Raw genomic sequence first — 17,126 nt, forward strand, 5'->3', positions numbered from 1 at the left:
TATAGGACATGCGGATGGCTGTCTTTTCTGTAAGTCCCTGCAGGGCTGTTGATTTCCCAAATCTCAGTTCATAAAGAGAGAAAAAATGAAAGGTTATACGCGTGATGAAGGCTAAAGACGTGCTCGTCTCCATAATCGTCAGGACAAAAGACCGGCCCGGGCTTCTGAGGAGGGCGCTCATGAGCGTTGCTGCCCAGACCTACAGGCCTGTGGAAGTTGTCCTGGTGAATGATGGCGGCTGCGACCTTGACATCGCTGAGATTAAGGATATCCTTGACGACGTCTCGCTCAACTATATCCGCCTTGAGAAGAACATGGGGAGGGCGCATGCAGGTAATGTAGGCATTGAAAACGCAAAGGGACGATACGTGGGCTTTCTGGATGATGATGACGAGCTTTTTCCTGAGCACGTTTCTGTACTCGAATCTTTTCTGTCGAAGGGGTCCTACAAGGTCGCCTATACTGATTCTTTAATGTCATATAGAGAATACGACGCGGACTTTAGGGACTTCAGGCTCATAAAAGAGGAATTGGTTTTTTCGCAGGATTTTGATGCAGACATGCTGCTTTTTGAAAATTACATCCCTCTCATGTGCCTGCTCTTCGAAACCGGAGTTTTGTCCATTTCAGGTGGCTTTGCTGCAGAATTAGATCTGTATGAGGACTGGGACTTTCTTGTGAGGATCGCACGGGAAGCCTCTTTTTGCCATATACCCAGGATTACCGCATATTACATCCAGTGGAATCCGGAATTGCAGATAGCTCAGGGGAATCAGGACATTTCTTTTCTGGACATGTCTTATCTCAAGGTACTGTCACGGCATTGGGACCAAATCACGATCCATCAGGTGCAGAGCTATGTCCATGAAGCTGTGGCTGCCAGGATGCTGCTGAAAGACTATAGAAAGGAATGTGATCCGCTCGTGCGCGGAATCGACAAACTTGAATCTGAACTGAGGGAAAAAAAGAGTCTCGTGACTGATCTTCAAATTGATCTGAGGGATAGGGATGTCCTCATCAAGGCAATGACTGAGACACTTGGATGGAGGCTTCTTGATAAATACCGGCTTACGCGCAAAAAATTATTCTCTTTCGTGCCGCAACAGATGAAGAATCAGCTTGTTCAGGGGATCAGCGTGCTGAGGAAGCAGGGACTGAAGGCGGTTTTGCGGAAGGCAAACAAAAAATTGCTGTTTAATAAATCCATTAAACAGACGATGAAGCCTATCAGAATATCCGAACTGTCTGTTCTCACTATTGGCAACCCTGTAATTGAAGACCCTCTGAAGGCAAAGGTATCTGTTATTATTCCCACAAAAAATGCAGGGGATGAATTCGATTATACGCTGAGAAGAATCATGCAGCAGGAAGGCATTGAAGACATAGAGTTGATTATTATTGATTCGGGTTCGCAGGACAGCACTCTGGAGATAAGCAGGCGATATACGAAAAATGTATTTCAGATCTTTCCCGAGGAATTTCACCATGGGGAGACGAGAAATATCGGGGCCGGTAAGGCGGGAGGCGAATTCCTTGTTTTTACGGTCCAGGATGCGATTCCGGTCGGGACCCAGTGGTTATATAAACTTATCCATCCGATACTCGCCGGGCAAGCGTCTGCTGTAACGGTCAGGCAGATCCCCCGCTCTGATGCGGACCTTTTCGCCAGTTGGTCAATCTGGGGATACAACCTCTATCTCGGATACGACAATGACCGTTTCGCCGATGACTCGCTGTTCAAGAAATTTGACGATCTTGATCTGAAGGCAAAAAGAACCATGGCAGGTCTCGACAATGTCTGCCTGGGAGTCAAAAAAGAGGTCTTTGACAGGTACCGTTTTACAAAAAGCTATGGGGAAGATCTTGACCTTGGGGTGCGTCTTATTCAGGACGGTCACGTCTTGATGTTTCAGTCCTCCAATGCGGTCATCCATTCACATACGAAGCCGTCACTTTATCTATTTAAAAGGTATTATGTCGATACCATCTCATTGCTGAATACTTTAGGGGTCAGCCGGAGGAGTCTTCCGAAGGAATCCATTCTGGGCGCGGCGAGTTATCTGTATTGCTCGGTGAAAATGGCCGTTGCCAAAATGCAACATGAAAAGGAATACACGACCTCTCCCGAGATGCTCGTCCGTTCATTTGTGAGCAGTCTGAAAGACGGAATCACGGTTTTTGACCGTTCGTGGATGTCTCTGCAAGGGGACCCGTCTCTGGATGAATATTTCTCCCGCATTGTTCCGGAAGATCGCCAGGATATCATCGCTGAGATGTTTGGGGCACTGACGGGAGACATTATGAGTTTTGCCGACTTCATAAAAAACGTCGAGGCCATCAAGGATATTGAAGGAGATTTTATGGGCGGTATCTACAAGTTTTTCAGCACAAGCGCAGGTACTTATCTCGGCGCGAACAGTAACGACAGAATAGATTCATTCTTCAGGGGGATTTAATGAGGATTCTTCTGGGTGTGCATCAATTTTTTCCTGATCACTATACCGGGACCGAACGGTATGTCCTGAATCTCGCAAAGCAACTTCAGAGGATGGGGCACTATGTAAAAGTACTGACGTACGCCTTCAGAGACAAGGGTGAATTCAGGGAGGATACGGCAACAAAATTGCTTTATAAGGAATACTCCTATGAGGGGGTTCCGGTGATTGCCATAAGACACCGGGACCAGCCTGATGATCTGGTCTTTGTTTTCGATTTCCTCGATATGCAGCTTTATCGTATGGTCAAAACTATTTTTGAATCGAAGAAGTTCGACCTTTACCATTGTGCGCATCCCCTTCGGATCGACGCGTCCATCAAGGCAGCGGCGGATGCCGGCGTTCGCGTTGTATTGATGGTGACGGATTACTTCCTGATGTGCCCTATGGGGATCATGCTCCGTTCGGACAACACGCTCTGTGACGGGCCTGACCATGGTCGGAACTGTCTTAAGTATTGTTTTACGCAGGTCAGTGAAAAAAGGATGAAGGACCGGATTGCGCGTGCTGAAGCTCTGCTTCAGAGTTGCGATCAACTGCTTTCCCCTTCCAAGTTTCTTATCGGGTTGTTTAATATTGCCCAGTTCATACCGGTTGAGCGGTTTATACTTTCCAGACATGGATTTGATTACCAGAAAAAGAAAAAATACTTTTCCAAAGAGCCGGGCGAGGTTATTACATTCGGGTATATCGGTACTGTCCAGTATCACAAGGGAGTCCATGTGATGGTGGAGGGGTTTAAAGCAGCCAATTGTCGCAATACCCGTCTTAAGGTGTGGGGTGGATGTTTTCATGAGGAGGCATATCAGAAGACCGTCATGAAGATTGCCGGGAATGATCCGCGTATTGAGTTCAAAGGATCCTACAACTTTAATGATATCGAAACTATTCTGGAGGAGATTGATGTTGTTATTGTCCCTTCCATCTGGTATGAAAACGCGCCCCTGACCATATCTACGAGCCTTGCTTACGGCATACCGGTTATCACCTCTGACATCGGGGGCATGAGCGAGGCTGTGGAGGATGGAAGGACAGGTCTGACCTTCCGGGTGGGGGATCCGCTCGATCTCGCCGAGAAGATCAGATTGCTTGCTGACAATCCGGATATGATTTCCGGTTTCAAGGAACAGATACAGTATCCGATCAGGGTAGAAGATGAAGCTTTCAATACCGAACTGGTTTATAAAAAGCTGGTTTGCTAGGCACCGGCGATTTATTTGAAGACTGTTTCCCTTATCATCGTCAATTACAATGGTCTGCATTTGCTGAAGGAATGTCTTGCGTCGCTCCGCCTTCAGACCTTCAGGGATTTTGAAATTATTGTTGTTGATAATGCATCCCGGGATGGGTCAGCAGAATATATTGCAGCGAACTTTCCGGAGGTAAAACTTGTTGTACTCCCCCGGAACATCGGTTTTGGCGGAGCCAACAATGAGGGACTGAAACAGGCGGAAGGGGAATTTATCGCACTGCTCAATAATGACGCTGAAGCAGACAGGGATTGGCTGAGAAAGCTTGCAGATGCGATTGCAGGGAACCCGGCTGTCGGCATCTGTGCTTCTAAAATGCTCGTTTACGGGACGCAGATAATTGATAGCGCCGGTGATGGATTTGCAACGAACCTGAAGGGATTCAAGCGAGGGGAAGGTCTGTCTGCAGACCAATACTCTCAGGAAGAATTTGTCTTTGGAGCGTGTGCCGGGGCCGCCCTGTACCGGAAAAAGATGCTGGATGAAATCGGTTTTTTCGACGAGAGTTTCTTTCTGCTCCATGAAGATACTGACCTGAACCTGCGCGCCCAGCTTGCGGGATGGAAGGTCCTCTATGTCCCTTCAGCGCTTGTGCATCATAAGGTCAGGTCATCAATCGGAACCATGAGTGATCTGGCAGTTTATTATACGCTCCGCAACAGTGAACTGGTCAGGCTCAAGAATGTTCCTGCTTGTCTGTTTTTCAGATGTTCCCCTGCCTGCATTATTGGAATGATTGCAGATTTTTTATTTTTTGCGGTAAGATATCGCAAAGTAAAGCTCTATATGCAGGCGAAGTCTGACGTTCTGAAAAACCTGCGTCTTATCGGTGGTTCGAGAAAAAAAATAATGCAATTAAAAAAAGCAGATATATCCTATTTGCATCGCATGATGACACCGGTCTGGAGCAAAGAGTTCTTTCGTCAAAAAGCCGGAAAGCTTTTTGGGCGGTAATGTGATGGAGAGCAGCAGGCCATTGCCTGCCTGTCAGGAATCTTTAGTCGTGCCTACAGGCATTATGTTTGAACGAGGTGTTTTATGTATAAAAAATTGAGCACGAGTTTGTTTGCTGTAATTGCCGTCCTGGCGTTGTTTAATGTCAGTTTATCGATTGCCGCCGGGATTGAGTTAACTCCCGGACCAGGGGCGTTGGGCAGTGGACAACAGATGACCGTCCCCAAATCTCCGTCGGAGCCTCAACAAACATTGACTGCACCTTCAAAGGTCACAGTCGCTGAAGCCGCCGTTATACAGGGCAATGTCAGTTTTAACTTTGATGACGCGGATATTTTTGAGGTTGCAAAGACAGTTTTTGGTGATGTGCTCAGGGTGAACTATATTATAGATTCCAGAGTTACGGGAAGAGTCAACTTCAGGACCGTTACTCCAATAGCGAAGAGTGATGTGCTGTCTGTAATGGAAGTTATTTTCAGGTTGAGCGGTATAGGATTCCTTGTTGAAGAGGGACTTTATCGGATTGTCCCCATAAATGAAGTCTCCAGGGAGCTTGTCTTCAGCCAGGTCGGCAAAGAGCCTGGCAATGTGGCAATGGAGCTTTTTACCTTTAAGAACCTGAACCTGAAGGATTCCATGAAGGATATAGAGAATGCCTTAGGTTTATCGGTTAAAGGAGGTAAGATCAGGGTCCTTCCGATATACAGGCTGAATGCCCTTCTCGTTGTGGCTTCTACAAAGGAGCAGCTTGATTATGTCAGGAAATGGGTGACCACGTTCGATCAGATCTTCAACGGCGCAAAACCCAAGGTATATGTTTACCCTGTTCAAAACAGCAAGGCCGCTAATGTCGCAACCTTGCTTCAGGAAATATTTCTCGGGGTCAAGGCACCGGGGCAGACCTCATCGAGTTCAAAAAACGTGCAACAGGCATCCAGGTCTTCATCGGAGCCGGCAAAGCCGCAGACCTCAGCGGGCGGGAATGTACAGTCTCCAGCTCAGTCGCCCCCTGCTCTTTCGATGACGCCATCGGGCGGGGAATCGCTTGTCTCCGAGGTTACCAGAATATTTCCTGATGAGATTGCGAATTCAATAATTATATTGGCAACGCCTGAGGACTATGAACTGATTTCCGAGACCATCATGAAAATCGATGTTGTGCCCCGGCAGGTGATGATAGAGGCGCTGGTTGCAGAGATCAAACTGACGGACGACATGACGTTTGGCCTGGCATGGTCCTTAAAGACCGACCTTAAAATAAATCGGGACATCAATCTCGACGGTAACCTGGGGTTTAATTCGTCTAAATTATCAAAACTGGATGTCTCAAGCCTTGCAGGCTTTGCTTTTGCGGGAGTGGATTCCGCAGGTGTTGTACGGACGCTGCTTGAAAGTCTTGCCTCAGACGCAAAGGTCAAGGTTCTTGCCTCGCCCCATATTCTTGTGTCGGATAACCGCGAGGCAAAGATACAGGTCGGCGACCAGGTCCCGATCGCAACGTCACAAACAAATGTTGCAGGGACGACTGATATACAGACGACCATACAGTATAAAGACACGGGAATAATATTGAAGGTGAAGCCTCAGATCAACGAAGGTGGGCTGGTGGCGCTTGACGTATCTCAGGAGGTCTCAAATTTTTCGACACAGAAGATACTGGGAAGTGACCAGGTGGTGATAAGCAAGAGAGAGGCTGCCACGAATCTTGTCATACAGGATGGACAGACAATAGTGATTGGAGGACTCATAAGGGAGGATAGTTCTAAATCAAGAGACGGGATACCCTTTCTCAGCAAAATTCCTCTGCTGGGGTATCTTTTCGGCAGTACCTCAGACAAATATACAAGTACCGAGCTTGTTATTCTGATTACCCCTCGTGTTATCAGGAACCAGGCGGAGGCAGCGCGGGTTTCCTCAGATTATATGCGGAAGGCGAAAAAGACCAGGCAAGAAATAGATCGGTTTAGATCGACGAACGAGAGTGACGGGGAAAACAGTGCAATCGAAAAGCAGGACGCTCCGGATGTCCGCTGAAGCAGGCGCTACGTTTAAGTATTGCAGAAAAAACACAGGTTAAGATTAATAAGATACACAGGAGCATATGTCCCGGACAATATTATCTTCTAAAATCACAATGTTTAACAAAGAAAAAGTGCGGCATGGTTATTGCAAGTTGGATGATTTACATGTTACTAAGAATGACAGCAGAAGGGGTTGTAATTGCGCTTGACAAAGAGAGATCCTTTCATTAGAATACAGGCTAATTATGCATCATTGGCAAAAATGTCATTGAATCTTTTGGAAATTCTTTCTATGCGGGAGGTGAGCGAAAAACGGGTAGGATGCTTTTTGCAGGGGCCGAAATGAAAAGAAGTCAGATACTACTTTATTAAGGGGGGTGATACATCAGAGGAGAGCAGGCGCTGGAAAGTTATTCTGTTTCAGACGGCCGAGGAATTTAGGCATAATATTCTTAGTGTTAGACTAAGAGAAATCGAAATTAAACTTAGGAGGTTTTTATCAATGAAGAAAGTATTTGTATTAATGGTTTTAGTCCTGGTGATGCTTTTCGGCGTCAACCAGAAAGCAGATGCCGCTTCTAACATGCTTGAGGCCGTGAAGGTTGGCGGCGGTTGGGTGAGCGTCGTGTCCTACATCAATACCCACACCCCACCTGCCGGCGGCTCGGTATTCATTCATGCAACTCATCAGTCAAAGAACCCAAATAACCTTACTGATGCTTGCTTGCACTTGGATGGACGTAGCGCTACAACGGTTAATGACCTCACCACCACCGTGCTTTCATTAACTGGCGGCGGCGTTGGATCCGTATTCCCTGTAGCGGATACTGTCGGCAGTGCTCTTATCAACCCGTCGACCATGCCTGCACCAGGAATTGCTGAGGGCTTTTTGATCCTTGAGAACTACAACAGCGCTGGCGTATTGGGTGCTGATGGTACTCTCACATCTGAGGCTATAGTCTTCAACCTTGCATCTGGCTTCCTGTATGGCCAGAGAGCATTAACCGTGAGCCACGCTGTTGCTTCTCCGGGTGGAACCACGACTATTGATGCTCCTGGCTGCGGCGTATGTAACTACCTGCCTGGAACACCAGCAGGTTATGTATATGCTGTTGCTGACAACGGTACTGCTGGAACCTTGACCAGATTTGCGTTCCTGCCGCCGGCGACTGCTACAACCGGCGCATACGTAATCGCAATCAACAGGCCTGGCACTGCCGAGGCTGCTGACTCTGCAACCACCACGAACCTCGTTGCAGCTGGCTTTAATGCCAGGATCGGTCTTGAAGCTAGAATGGATTTTACTCAGAGCTATGCGCTTGGCGTATATGACAGACTTGAGAACTTTAGAAGTCTGACACAGGTTAACGATATTGTCTGCCTTGCCCAGCTCTCACCTGCACAGCTGACAGGCTCTGTCGTGCCTACCTTCATCGATAACGGTGGATGGATGAACCTCGCACCAAGATGCAGAGAGAATGACGGCGCAATTCAGCTCTGTGACGTTGATGGTGCAGGTACCGAGCTTGGTGATGCAGCTATCATTTACAAGGTGGAGACCGCAGCCGGTTACGGTATGGCCATAACACCTGCACATCAGCAGTGGTTTGTAAAGTAACATAGCACTCTGTAGGCTTTTCTTTAAGCCTGTTACCCCTCCCCATATCGGGGAGGGGTAATTTATTTAAGAAGGCAGTCAAGTAACTCAGCCCGCCATAGTTCTGAAATTATCGAAGTCAATTCAGGCTATATTATGTAGTAAAAATTGAGCAACTCAGTGCGTAATATTAGAAACGCTTCCCTATCTATGTATCGTTTGAGCAAAGGTGAATTTGACCTATTACGCGATTATATTTACTTATAATAGAAGGAGACCTCTTCATGTTGAAAAAGCTGTTTTTAGCTGTTGTGTTCCTTTCCCTTGTTGCATCCTGCGTTAAAAAACCATCCATATCGGCCTTAGACATGCCCTCATCAGATACATCTTCATTAGATGCGCCTTCAGTGGTGCATTCTGACTTTAGTCCCGAGAAATATATGCTTGTAAAAGAGCTGAGTGCAAAAGGTAAGGCGGTTTTTTTCTATCAGGACCAGGATGGTTATATGCATTATCACAACGGCAAGAAAGACAGAATTATAAACAGGGAGATCATGGACAAGTACAAGAAGATGGGCGCTGTTCCCATGGGCATGTCATACGGCTATGACGGGAAGTACGTCTACTTTTCCCAACCATTGAGGTGGGGACCCAAGAAGCTCATCTTCATCAAACTTGAGCAGGACGGAAGCGTGGTCTATACAAAGGAATTGTCTGCACTGGAGCAGGTGTTAAGACCTGCATCCATGGCCTTTGACGGGAAGGGGGGCGTCCTCTTGTCGTGGCTTGACGAGACCCCTCCCCTTATGAATGCAGTCTACAAGCTTATTAAGGAGGACAACTTTTCGGAGCAGGAGGCGCTTATATCCTACCAGGATAAGGCAGTACTTTTTGCCCAGTCCGTCCATACAGATAAAGGCTTAGCCGTGGTTTATTCGACGACGAGTACAGCGGGATATACAACAGGAAGCACAATGGGAAACACAGTCGGAAGTACAGCGGGCATCACAATGGGAAGTGCAACGGAAAAATCAGAGCGAAGAGGGGAGATAAGGGTAAGATTTCTCTCGGACGGCTCTGAAAAATTGCTTTACTCCGGCAAGTTGTATGACGCAGACCTGATAGAAGGCAAGGGCGTCTTTCTTTTAAGACCTTACGAACAGTCATTGAACATAAAGCTTATTACCTTCAACACCGCCTTTGACAGGATAAAGGAACACACGATAGAAAAGCCGAAGGAGCTTGGAGAGGCGTTCTCCCTCTTCAGCAACGGAGGCTTTTCCGGAGGAGAGCCCTTTGTTCTTGGCGCTGGCTCGCCGCCACTGAGCGTGGAAGTTGAAGGTCGTTCCCTTCCTCAGAAGCCGAATCTCTTCTATTCATACGCAGGCAAAAACTTTGAGAGGTTCGGGGGACAAATGCCATTCATGTTCTCAAGCGAGCTCCCCTCTTTTGACAGCTCAGAAAAATATACGGTTGTCGCCTACATGGACAGGAGAATAGTAACTCCCACTGTCATGGTGGCGGTATTTAGCAGCGGAGGAATGCTCGTAAAGAAGGATGTTATCATAGAGAAGCCGGGGGTCAGCACGGGCAGTCCGAGAGTGGCCCATCTTGGAGGAGACGTTTTCAGGGTCTTTTACCCTGTTGAGGATAAAGGAGAGAAAGTTTGGATATACAGAGCAAAGGATATAAAGGCTGACAGCATCGAGAGCCTCTACGAACTTCCTTCCGGAAAGGACAAGATGAGGCTGCTGACAGAGTCGGTCGAGACCTTCTCGAATTGCAGGAAGAATAATGATTACGGGTGCGTTTATGATTTGCTTGACCCTGCTTACAGATCCCAAAAATCGAAGGCCATACACGCGGAGATGATGAAGAGTATTGGCGCAACTATCATGGACTTCAAGTTCGAAAACTGCAAGATACTTGCGGACTCAGTTTTTGCCGCATGCGATGGCTACATTAAAGCGAAGCTGCCCGAAGAGATGAGGGGTGATAAGTTTACAAATCGCCTAAGGGAAAACGAGAGGATTGTAGAGCAGGAGATAAAAGGAGACCTATGGGTCTTCATAGATGGAACGTGGTACTACGTGCTCAATATGCCCATGCTCGGGTATGCCCTTCAGTGGTAAGCACCTGGCAGAATTCTTCGAGCCAGCGGGCTTCTCAGTAGTTTTTTTATGGCACTGAAGTAAGGAGTATGACGAAGGGGACGGCCTCCCGGCCGTCCCTGGATCTAACAGACCGAGCAGTCTCTCACCGCGCAAACTGTAATATCATCCGGACTACAGAAAATCTGTGTCGCCCATGGTATAGAAAAACTGATCTTTTATCTCGTCTTTCTTAAGCCATGCCGGATGTGTTGTTCTGGGGATACAGGTACCAGATTTGCGCACAGTGAAACCGAGTTGTTTGAGGCTTTTATTGAGGTATTCCGGATGCCAAAGCCGGAGGTTCCTGCATCCGGATACGACGGCATAATTTTCGGTTTTTTGAAATAATGCGGCAAGCTGCTGAAGCGGGCAGAGGAAATCAACAAGCAGAAGATCCTCTCCATCTTTTCTGAGGAGCACAAAACCAATCAGTTTTTGCTGCCAGCGCCTCCTTATACCCCATAGCTCATATGTAAAAAATGGATGCTCTTTATAGCGCCATTTCAGGTAGCTCCTGTTTCTGATAACGGCAAGGTTAAAGCGGTTCTTCAGGGAATCCCAGAGTGCGTCAATTCTTTCATCATCAAAATGCAGCGGAAATAATTTATAGAGAAAGCGCACAGGATTGTTGATGGGCTTCACTTCTTTGACAGACTCCCAGACATCTTCGACTTTTTCATACACACCCAGTATTTCCGGCAGGCGCATGGCGCGCTCATTAGGAAAGCCATATCCGAGCATAAAGCCGTCCTGGGCGGAAGCATCAGGCAGCAGCTCGGCGATTTTTTTGAAGAGCTTGGTGCCGCGGTATGACGGATGCACCATGACGTCACCAATTGCCATGCCGAACATTTCCCTGCTGTTGTGTACCATCTGTTGAGGCATGCCGCCGTAGTGGGCGATTACAGCCCCATGGACGTCTACGGCAACAGAGGCATATACGCGCGGCTTTCCGATGACATATTTCCACTGCCATTCAGCAAGAGACATCTCCCTGCCGAATATCTCCCTGAAAAGTTTGACGATACCATGCTCATCTCCCTTTTCATAAAGGCGTACTGTTAAAGACTCTCCCGGCATGCAGATTCCTCACAGGGTAAAGATAACATAATCTCTCAGGCGCGTGTCAGGAGCCCTGAAATAGAAATACCTCGTATCCCAATATATTATTTTCAAACATTGCGGTGTGCGTCTTCCAGCCTTCAATCAAAGACTCTATTTCCTGTCTTGCATTGCCCCTGATCGGAGAAAATTCGCTGATAAGGGAATCTTTATGATTAATAATATTCTTTAGCGCGATGTGCCTTGTCTTCATTACCTTAAGGGTAATATCTTTATTGAATCTAATACCAAAACCGTATTCATGGGCAATACTCTCAATCTCCTTTTTTTCATGGAAAGAATTACCAGCTGAATTTTCACGCCGGATTTCATCACATATCAAAATAAAGCCCCCTTTGTTCAAAAGCTCTTTACTGTGCGAAAAAAGAAATCTAATATCTTTTATATATTGAGCGGACTCCTGGAAAAGAATCAGGTCGAACAGTTCAGCGCTCTGGTAATCTTCGAATGAGGAGATTACGAGTTGAGACTTACATTCTCCGTATTTAACCTTTGCCATTTCCATGAGTTTCGTATCAGGAGAGATGCCGATTACACTATAACCTGCTGCTGCCAGGTCACAGGTTGTCCTGCCCAATCCGCAGCCGGAATCAAGAATCCTTTTCACCCCATCAGGTATTAAGGATTTCATCAGGGAGGCCAAATTTTCCTGGGCATCTTTTAATTGACGTGTGTCGTCTTCCCAAAGCCCATAATGCATATAGTCTATCAGGCCCGTACGATCAATTATGTAAGCATAATAACAGAAAGGAAATTCAAGAGTTTTTATGAGTTCCGTAAATTGATTATTCATCTGGAAATAACATTACAGCAAGTCAGGTTTTTAGTCAACGACTCTATAAAAGCCTTCTCCTGTCTCTGCCCGGGAAAAATCACATGCATCTCAGATCGTCCACTTGTAGGGTATATTGATGAATCCCATTTCCACACTTTCTTTCGGGACGGTAAATGGATCTGAGACCTTCATATCAAAGACATGAACAAATTGGTCGTCCATTGCATAAAGCTCGATAAAAAAAGTGCCTTCCTTTAACTGCAGAGCGGGGAAACAGAGATTGATTTCCCGGTTTCCGTATAAAGGATCGTAATCCTTCGTTCCTATCCCGATGATGTCAATCCCATCTATTCTCTTTAGTATCGCCGCTACATGATAGGATTGGGAGCTGTCCCGGGCCTCGATTTCAATTACGATATTCAGGTCATCACCGCATCTCACGGTCGGAAAAGGCGTAACAACGACGTTACGGATCAATACCAGGGAGGATGATGAAGACTCCACCGCAGTTGTTGCCTCTGCTGTTTCACTCCGATTCAGCGCCTCTTTTTTCAGCTGATACGTTTCGTAAGCCTGTGTGACCGCATGGGGAGTGCCATGCATCGTAACTGAGCCGTTCTTCAGCCAAATGACCCTGTCACACAACCTGTTGATATAGTACATATTGTGAGAGCAGAAGACGATTGTCTTCCCCTGCTTTTTAAACGCAAGGATCTTCTCCGCGCTCTTCTTTTGGAAATAGAGATCCCCCACAGAGAGCGCTTCGTCAACAACAAGTATGTCCGGATCCACTGCCATGGCAACAGAAAAGGCGAGCCGCACATGCATCCCCGAAGAATAGGTCTTAATGGGATAATTGATATGCTTACCTATGCCGGCAAAAGAGATTATATTTTCAATCCTCTGCTTCATTTCCGAAGAGGATATGCCGAGAAGGGAACCGTAAAAGTATATATTCTCAATGCCGGTAAACTCGGGATGAAATCCTGAACCGAGTTCAAGCAACGACGAAACCCTCCCCTGAACATGAACTTCGCCTTCTGTCTGTTTAAGGGTCTTCGATAGTATTTTCAGGAGAGTAGACTTTCCGGCCCCGTTTTCTCCGATAATGCCGAAGGTCTCTCCTTGCTTCACGTCAATATTAATCCTGTCAAGGGTGACGAATTCGTCGTGATACTGCTTGCGGAAGAGCATCTCTTTAAGCCTGTCTATCGGCTTCGCATATAATTTGTAAGCCTTTATGAGATCTTTTGTGGTTATTACGGAAATTTCCATGTTAGAGTATGTCTGCAAAGCCTTCGTTCAGTTTATTAAATACCCTTATGCCGAGGAACAAAAACAATCCGGAAACAAAGACCATCCCTCCCATATGCCACAGACCCGGCAAAGATCTCTCGAAAATTATTATGTGATAGGCTTCAATATATAGGGTGACAGGGTTCAGATATGCAAGGCTTCTGAATTTATCAGGAATGGCGTCAAGACTATAGATCACAGGGGATAAAAAGAACATCCCCTGGAGCAGATACCCTATAACCTGCTGGAGGTCTCTCACATAGGGAATAACTGCCGCCATGAGCATACCTGCTCCTAAAGAAAACAGAAGCTGGAGCAAGAGCACAGGAATTATGAAAAACAGGTGGAAGTGTGATAACCCGGAAACAGTATAGATTATGATAAAAAAGATAACCCCGATCATGTTGTGCAGATAACCCGAGAGTGTTACTGATATGGGCAGGACGATATTCGTGAAGGGGACCTTTTTCACCAGTTCGGCATTCTCGATGATCACCGTCCCTGATCTCAGAATTCCATCAGGAATGGAGAGCCAAAAAAAATAGGTCGACAGAAGATAATAGATGTAGGGAATCTGGGCATTGGAATAAGGTCTCACCCGCATTATTGTCGAAAAAACAAACCAGTAAAGGAGTATCTGGAATATCGGCATGGCAACAGTCCAGAGAAGCCCCAGGCCTGAACCGGCATATCTGACTTTTATGTCCTTAACAACGAAGTACTTAAGAAGGTTAAAGCGTGTTGACATAATAAGCCTTAAGTATACTTTATTTATACCGTGAATATCTACGCGCGATACTCTGTTTTACTAACAGAGGTGTTCAATCACTCTTGAGATAACTTACCAATTTTTTGTAATACACCCGGGACCGTGCTCCCTCAGGAAAGAGGGCATCTCTCAGCCGGTAGTATCTCTTTGCCAATTTCCAGAACAGACTTTTCTCCCTCTGTTGCCGTTCGCTCTCATATTGTTCCTTTTGGGACAGCAATGCGCTTATTTCCGCATTCTTCTCTCCTAATTCGAACAGAAGCGTGTCCAGAGTCTTCAATCTCGGCAAAAAAGACTTCTGCGGATCAGTAAAGTAAAAATCATAGGTAATCCAGCTTAACATTGTATTTCTGGATAATGGTTTGGTGATAAACCAGAATGCTTCAAAAAACCCTGTCTCCCGGGCAAAGAGCATTCTGAAACGTGCAAGGCCTTTCACTGCCTCACAATATAGATCAGGATTATTTTGCAGGCTCTGCCTGTATAAGGTCATGGCTCTTTCTTTCTGAGGCATTGTTTTCGAAATATTTACGAGGAGATTGAATCGTATCGGCTGATAGACTTCATAGAAGGCGATGCCGGCATTATGTCGTTCCTCAAGAAATCTTAAAGCTATACCGGCAACCGCAATATGGTCTTTGTGATGATCCAGCGGAGATGGTGCAAAGATGATGTCAGGAAGAAATTCTCTGGTCAATGTGTCGACTTTCGACCATATTTCAGTGGTGAAGGCATCCAACCTACCATCCGGAAAGTCCCAAAACTGTACCTCTCCTATGCCGAGCACCTTTGATGCCTGCATTGCCTCCTGCTTGCGTATTTCCATTAATGCCCGGTTGCTGATGTCAGAAGACAGCTCATTGGCGTTAGAAATAACTACTAAGCGGATATCAGCACCTTGTAACGCATAGAGTGCAATAGTACCCCCGCATCCGATAGTCTCATCGTCGGGATGAGGGGCAAGAATCAGGACGCGTTTTGCCTCAGGCGGATCTGAGTAAGTGAGCGATGTCATGTCAATTGTAAGACCGCTGCCATTTTCTCTTGCCACAATTCGATGGTGTACTGTTGTTCAACAGTTTCACGCGACTCCGCTCCTATTCTGCATCTCCATTCTTCGTTTGCCCTTAGCAGTTTTATTTTATCAAGAGCGGAAGCAGCCAACCGTTCTGATCCTTCAGAAAAATCAGGGAGCAGGAGTTCCCGAAACGGTTCGCACTTATAGATAGTCTTGGCTACACCGACATTTGTTGTAATAACGGGAAGTTCGCACGCCATTGCTTCAATAATAACATATCCAAATGCCTCATACCTTGAGGGGAAAAGCATGAAGTCGGAAGCAGAATAGACCTGGGTCAATTTCTCATGGTCCATCTCCTCAAGCACGAGGATATTGCTGCTGGCGGGCAAGATATTTCTGTCACTGCCGGTGCCCATCACTAAGACCCAGAATGTTTCAGGGTCGGCTGCTATGACTTTTTCCAGCACGGACGCTCCCTTGGTTTCATCCCATCTTCCAACATAAAGACCGACAAAGGAATCCTCGGGGATGCCGAAGGATCTTCTGGCCCTCTGTTTATTCAATTTTCTGAAGGTGCCTGTGTCAATACCATGCGGAATGAGTTCGATGTCCTTAAAATTGTAATAATCCCTTAATTCATCCCGAACGCTCTCACTTACGGCAATGTTCAATCTTCCGAATCCGCTTGTTGCTTCACAGAATTCTCCGCATAACAGCTTCCATTCGAGATAGACAGAATAGGGGATTACATTCAGTAGTTTCTCTGCAAATGCGGCATGGGTTGAGTGAAAAATGTTCAGAGTTCTCACTCTGGGGGGGAAATACCCGAACCCGTAAAAGGAGTTTGCAATTATGACATCATATTCAAGGTCGAATTTGAACATTTCCCTGCCCAAATGATAGAGCTTGCCAATGAAATTATTATGAAAACCGGGATCTTCTTTGATCATGCCAGTGTGATAAATATCAACCGAGGCATTATTTTTAATCAGAAAATTGATGAGCTGAATCGTATATGTCTCAATTCCGCCTTTAAAGACAGAAGGGTCAAATGCCGTAATTATTGCTACTTTATACTGTGGAATGCTCATGGTAACGATACCTTTTGCAGAATTGAGAGAGACGTAACGATTCTATGATTTCTTTACCCTTTTGGGTTTTGATGGGTCTTTGACCGAGACCTCAATCCTCTCCTCTCCTCTGACCATCACAACCCTGTCAGTGAAGACCTCGGTCAACATATAGCCGCTCAGGCTTTTGCCCTGGGATACGGTATGCTGCCTTTTCCCCCTCCCGGGGGTAGACTGCGGGGACTTTAGATCGTCCATAAAGGCGAGTTTCAGTGTGTCTGAGATCAAGGTTCCGTACAGCACAAAATCGGCTTTAGGGACTGCCTGCGCTTCTGTTGCCGTAAGAGGTATTTTTCTTTCCGGGTGAAAAACGTTCTGCTCTGTTATCGTCACAAAGTCAAAAGGCGAAGGTGTCTTTGTCAGATCAGCTCTGTTTTCGGCGCCGAATTCAGGCTTTTCCTGTTTAACGGCAACCGGAGGCGCGTACTGATTGTCCTTGTTCAATAATGGAAGCAGCTTATAGCCGACAAGAAAAATGAGTATCCCTGTCAGTATTATATTCAGCAGATTGATATGGGAAAGCAAATGTCTTGCCCTGCTCAT

The 17,126-nt window shown here is 46.4% G+C and carries 14 protein-coding genes; 6 read left to right on the top strand and 8 right to left on the bottom strand.

What is annotated here, in order from left to right:
* Positions 1–101 precede the first annotated feature (101 nt).
* From HZB62_06820 to HZB62_06835, 4 genes are all read left to right on the top strand, one after another.
* Positions 102–2,456, top strand: coding sequence for a glycosyltransferase (locus tag HZB62_06820; protein ID MBI5074864.1), 2,355 nt, complete (start codon positions 102–104; stop codon positions 2,454–2,456).
* Positions 2,456–3,697, top strand: coding sequence for a glycosyltransferase family 4 protein (locus tag HZB62_06825; GenBank protein ID MBI5074865.1), 1,242 nt, complete (start codon positions 2,456–2,458; stop codon positions 3,695–3,697). Before HZB62_06820 ends, HZB62_06825 begins: the two co-directional genes overlap by 1 nt.
* Positions 3,698–3,712: 15 nt before the next feature.
* A complete protein-coding gene (locus tag HZB62_06830) occupies positions 3,713–4,699 on the top strand; it encodes a glycosyltransferase family 2 protein (GenBank protein ID MBI5074866.1) in 987 nt (328 codons plus the stop codon).
* A gap of 213 nt (positions 4,700–4,912) precedes the next feature.
* The gene (locus tag HZB62_06835) at positions 4,913–6,733 is read left to right on the top strand and encodes a hypothetical protein (GenBank protein MBI5074867.1); all 1,821 of its coding nucleotides are present in this window, start codon (positions 4,913–4,915) and stop codon (positions 6,731–6,733) included.
* 516 nt (positions 6,734–7,249) lie between these two features.
* Here HZB62_06835 and HZB62_06840 read toward each other — a convergent pair.
* Complete coding sequence (locus HZB62_06840) at positions 7,250–7,399, bottom strand: hypothetical protein (protein MBI5074868.1); 150 nt, start codon at positions 7,397–7,399, stop codon at positions 7,250–7,252.
* A 51-nt stretch (positions 7,400–7,450) separates the two neighbouring features.
* Between HZB62_06840 and HZB62_06845 the strand changes: the two genes are divergently transcribed.
* Both HZB62_06845 and HZB62_06850 read left to right on the top strand, forming a co-directional pair.
* Positions 7,451–8,338, top strand: a complete 888-nt coding sequence (locus HZB62_06845; GenBank protein MBI5074869.1) for a hypothetical protein — start codon at positions 7,451–7,453, stop codon at positions 8,336–8,338.
* Positions 8,339–8,601: 263 nt separating this feature from the next.
* Positions 8,602–10,449, top strand: coding sequence for a hypothetical protein (locus tag HZB62_06850; protein MBI5074870.1), 1,848 nt, complete (start codon positions 8,602–8,604; stop codon positions 10,447–10,449).
* 153 nt (positions 10,450–10,602) lie between these two features.
* Here HZB62_06850 and HZB62_06855 read toward each other — a convergent pair whose 3' ends face one another.
* The 7 genes from HZB62_06855 to HZB62_06885 all read right to left on the bottom strand — a co-directional run bounded on the left by HZB62_06855 (position 10,603) and on the right by HZB62_06885 (position 17,126).
* Positions 10,603–11,550, bottom strand: coding sequence for a GNAT family N-acetyltransferase (locus HZB62_06855; GenBank protein ID MBI5074871.1), 948 nt, complete (start codon positions 11,548–11,550; stop codon positions 10,603–10,605).
* A gap of 46 nt (positions 11,551–11,596) precedes the next feature.
* Complete coding sequence (locus HZB62_06860; protein ID MBI5074872.1) at positions 11,597–12,385, bottom strand: methyltransferase domain-containing protein; 789 nt, start codon at positions 12,383–12,385, stop codon at positions 11,597–11,599.
* Between the two features lie 90 nt (positions 12,386–12,475).
* Entirely contained in the window at positions 12,476–13,642 is a 1,167-nt protein-coding gene (locus tag HZB62_06865; GenBank protein MBI5074873.1) for an ABC transporter ATP-binding protein, read from the bottom strand.
* Position 13,643: 1 nt separating this feature from the next.
* Complete coding sequence (locus HZB62_06870; GenBank protein ID MBI5074874.1) at positions 13,644–14,411, bottom strand: ABC transporter permease; 768 nt, start codon at positions 14,409–14,411, stop codon at positions 13,644–13,646.
* A 73-nt stretch (positions 14,412–14,484) separates the two neighbouring features.
* Positions 14,485–15,483 (bottom strand): PIG-L family deacetylase, encoded by a 999-nt coding sequence (locus HZB62_06875; protein ID MBI5074875.1) that lies wholly within the window; start codon positions 15,481–15,483, stop codon positions 14,485–14,487.
* Positions 15,444–16,544 (bottom strand): glycosyltransferase family 4 protein, encoded by a 1,101-nt coding sequence (locus HZB62_06880; protein ID MBI5074876.1) that lies wholly within the window; start codon positions 16,542–16,544, stop codon positions 15,444–15,446. Before HZB62_06880 ends, HZB62_06875 begins: the two co-directional genes overlap by 40 nt.
* 42 nt (positions 16,545–16,586) lie before the next feature.
* Positions 16,587–17,126: a hypothetical protein gene (locus HZB62_06885; protein ID MBI5074877.1), complete on the bottom strand. Its 540-nt coding sequence runs from the start codon at positions 17,124–17,126 to the stop codon at positions 16,587–16,589.

It is taken from the genome of Nitrospirota bacterium, from assembly GCA_016214855.1.
Taxonomy (GTDB): Bacteria; Nitrospirota; Thermodesulfovibrionia; order Thermodesulfovibrionales; family UBA6898; genus UBA6898.

Bases quoted from the DNA above. Each gene is read 5' to 3' on its own strand.
- HZB62_06825 (MBI5074865.1), top strand. From the start codon at position 2,456: ATGAGGATTCTTCTGGGTGTGCATCAATTTTTTCCTGATCACTATACC.
- HZB62_06835 (MBI5074867.1), top strand. From the start codon at position 4,913: ATGACCGTCCCCAAATCTCCGTCGGAGCCTCAACAAACATTGACTGCA.
- HZB62_06840 (MBI5074868.1), bottom strand. From the start codon at position 7,399: ATGAATGAATACCGAGCCGCCGGCAGGTGGGGTGTGGGTATTGATGTA.
- HZB62_06850 (MBI5074870.1), top strand. From the start codon at position 8,602: ATGTTGAAAAAGCTGTTTTTAGCTGTTGTGTTCCTTTCCCTTGTTGCA.
- HZB62_06855 (MBI5074871.1), bottom strand. From the start codon at position 11,550: ATGCCGGGAGAGTCTTTAACAGTACGCCTTTATGAAAAGGGAGATGAG.
- HZB62_06860 (MBI5074872.1), bottom strand. From the start codon at position 12,385: ATGAATAATCAATTTACGGAACTCATAAAAACTCTTGAATTTCCTTTC.
- HZB62_06865 (MBI5074873.1), bottom strand. From the start codon at position 13,642: ATGGAAATTTCCGTAATAACCACAAAAGATCTCATAAAGGCTTACAAA.
- HZB62_06870 (MBI5074874.1), bottom strand. From the start codon at position 14,411: ATGTCAACACGCTTTAACCTTCTTAAGTACTTCGTTGTTAAGGACATA.
- HZB62_06880 (MBI5074876.1), bottom strand. From the start codon at position 16,544: ATGAGCATTCCACAGTATAAAGTAGCAATAATTACGGCATTTGACCCT.
- HZB62_06885 (MBI5074877.1), bottom strand. From the start codon at position 17,126: ATGAGCAGGGCAAGACATTTGCTTTCCCATATCAATCTGCTGAATATA.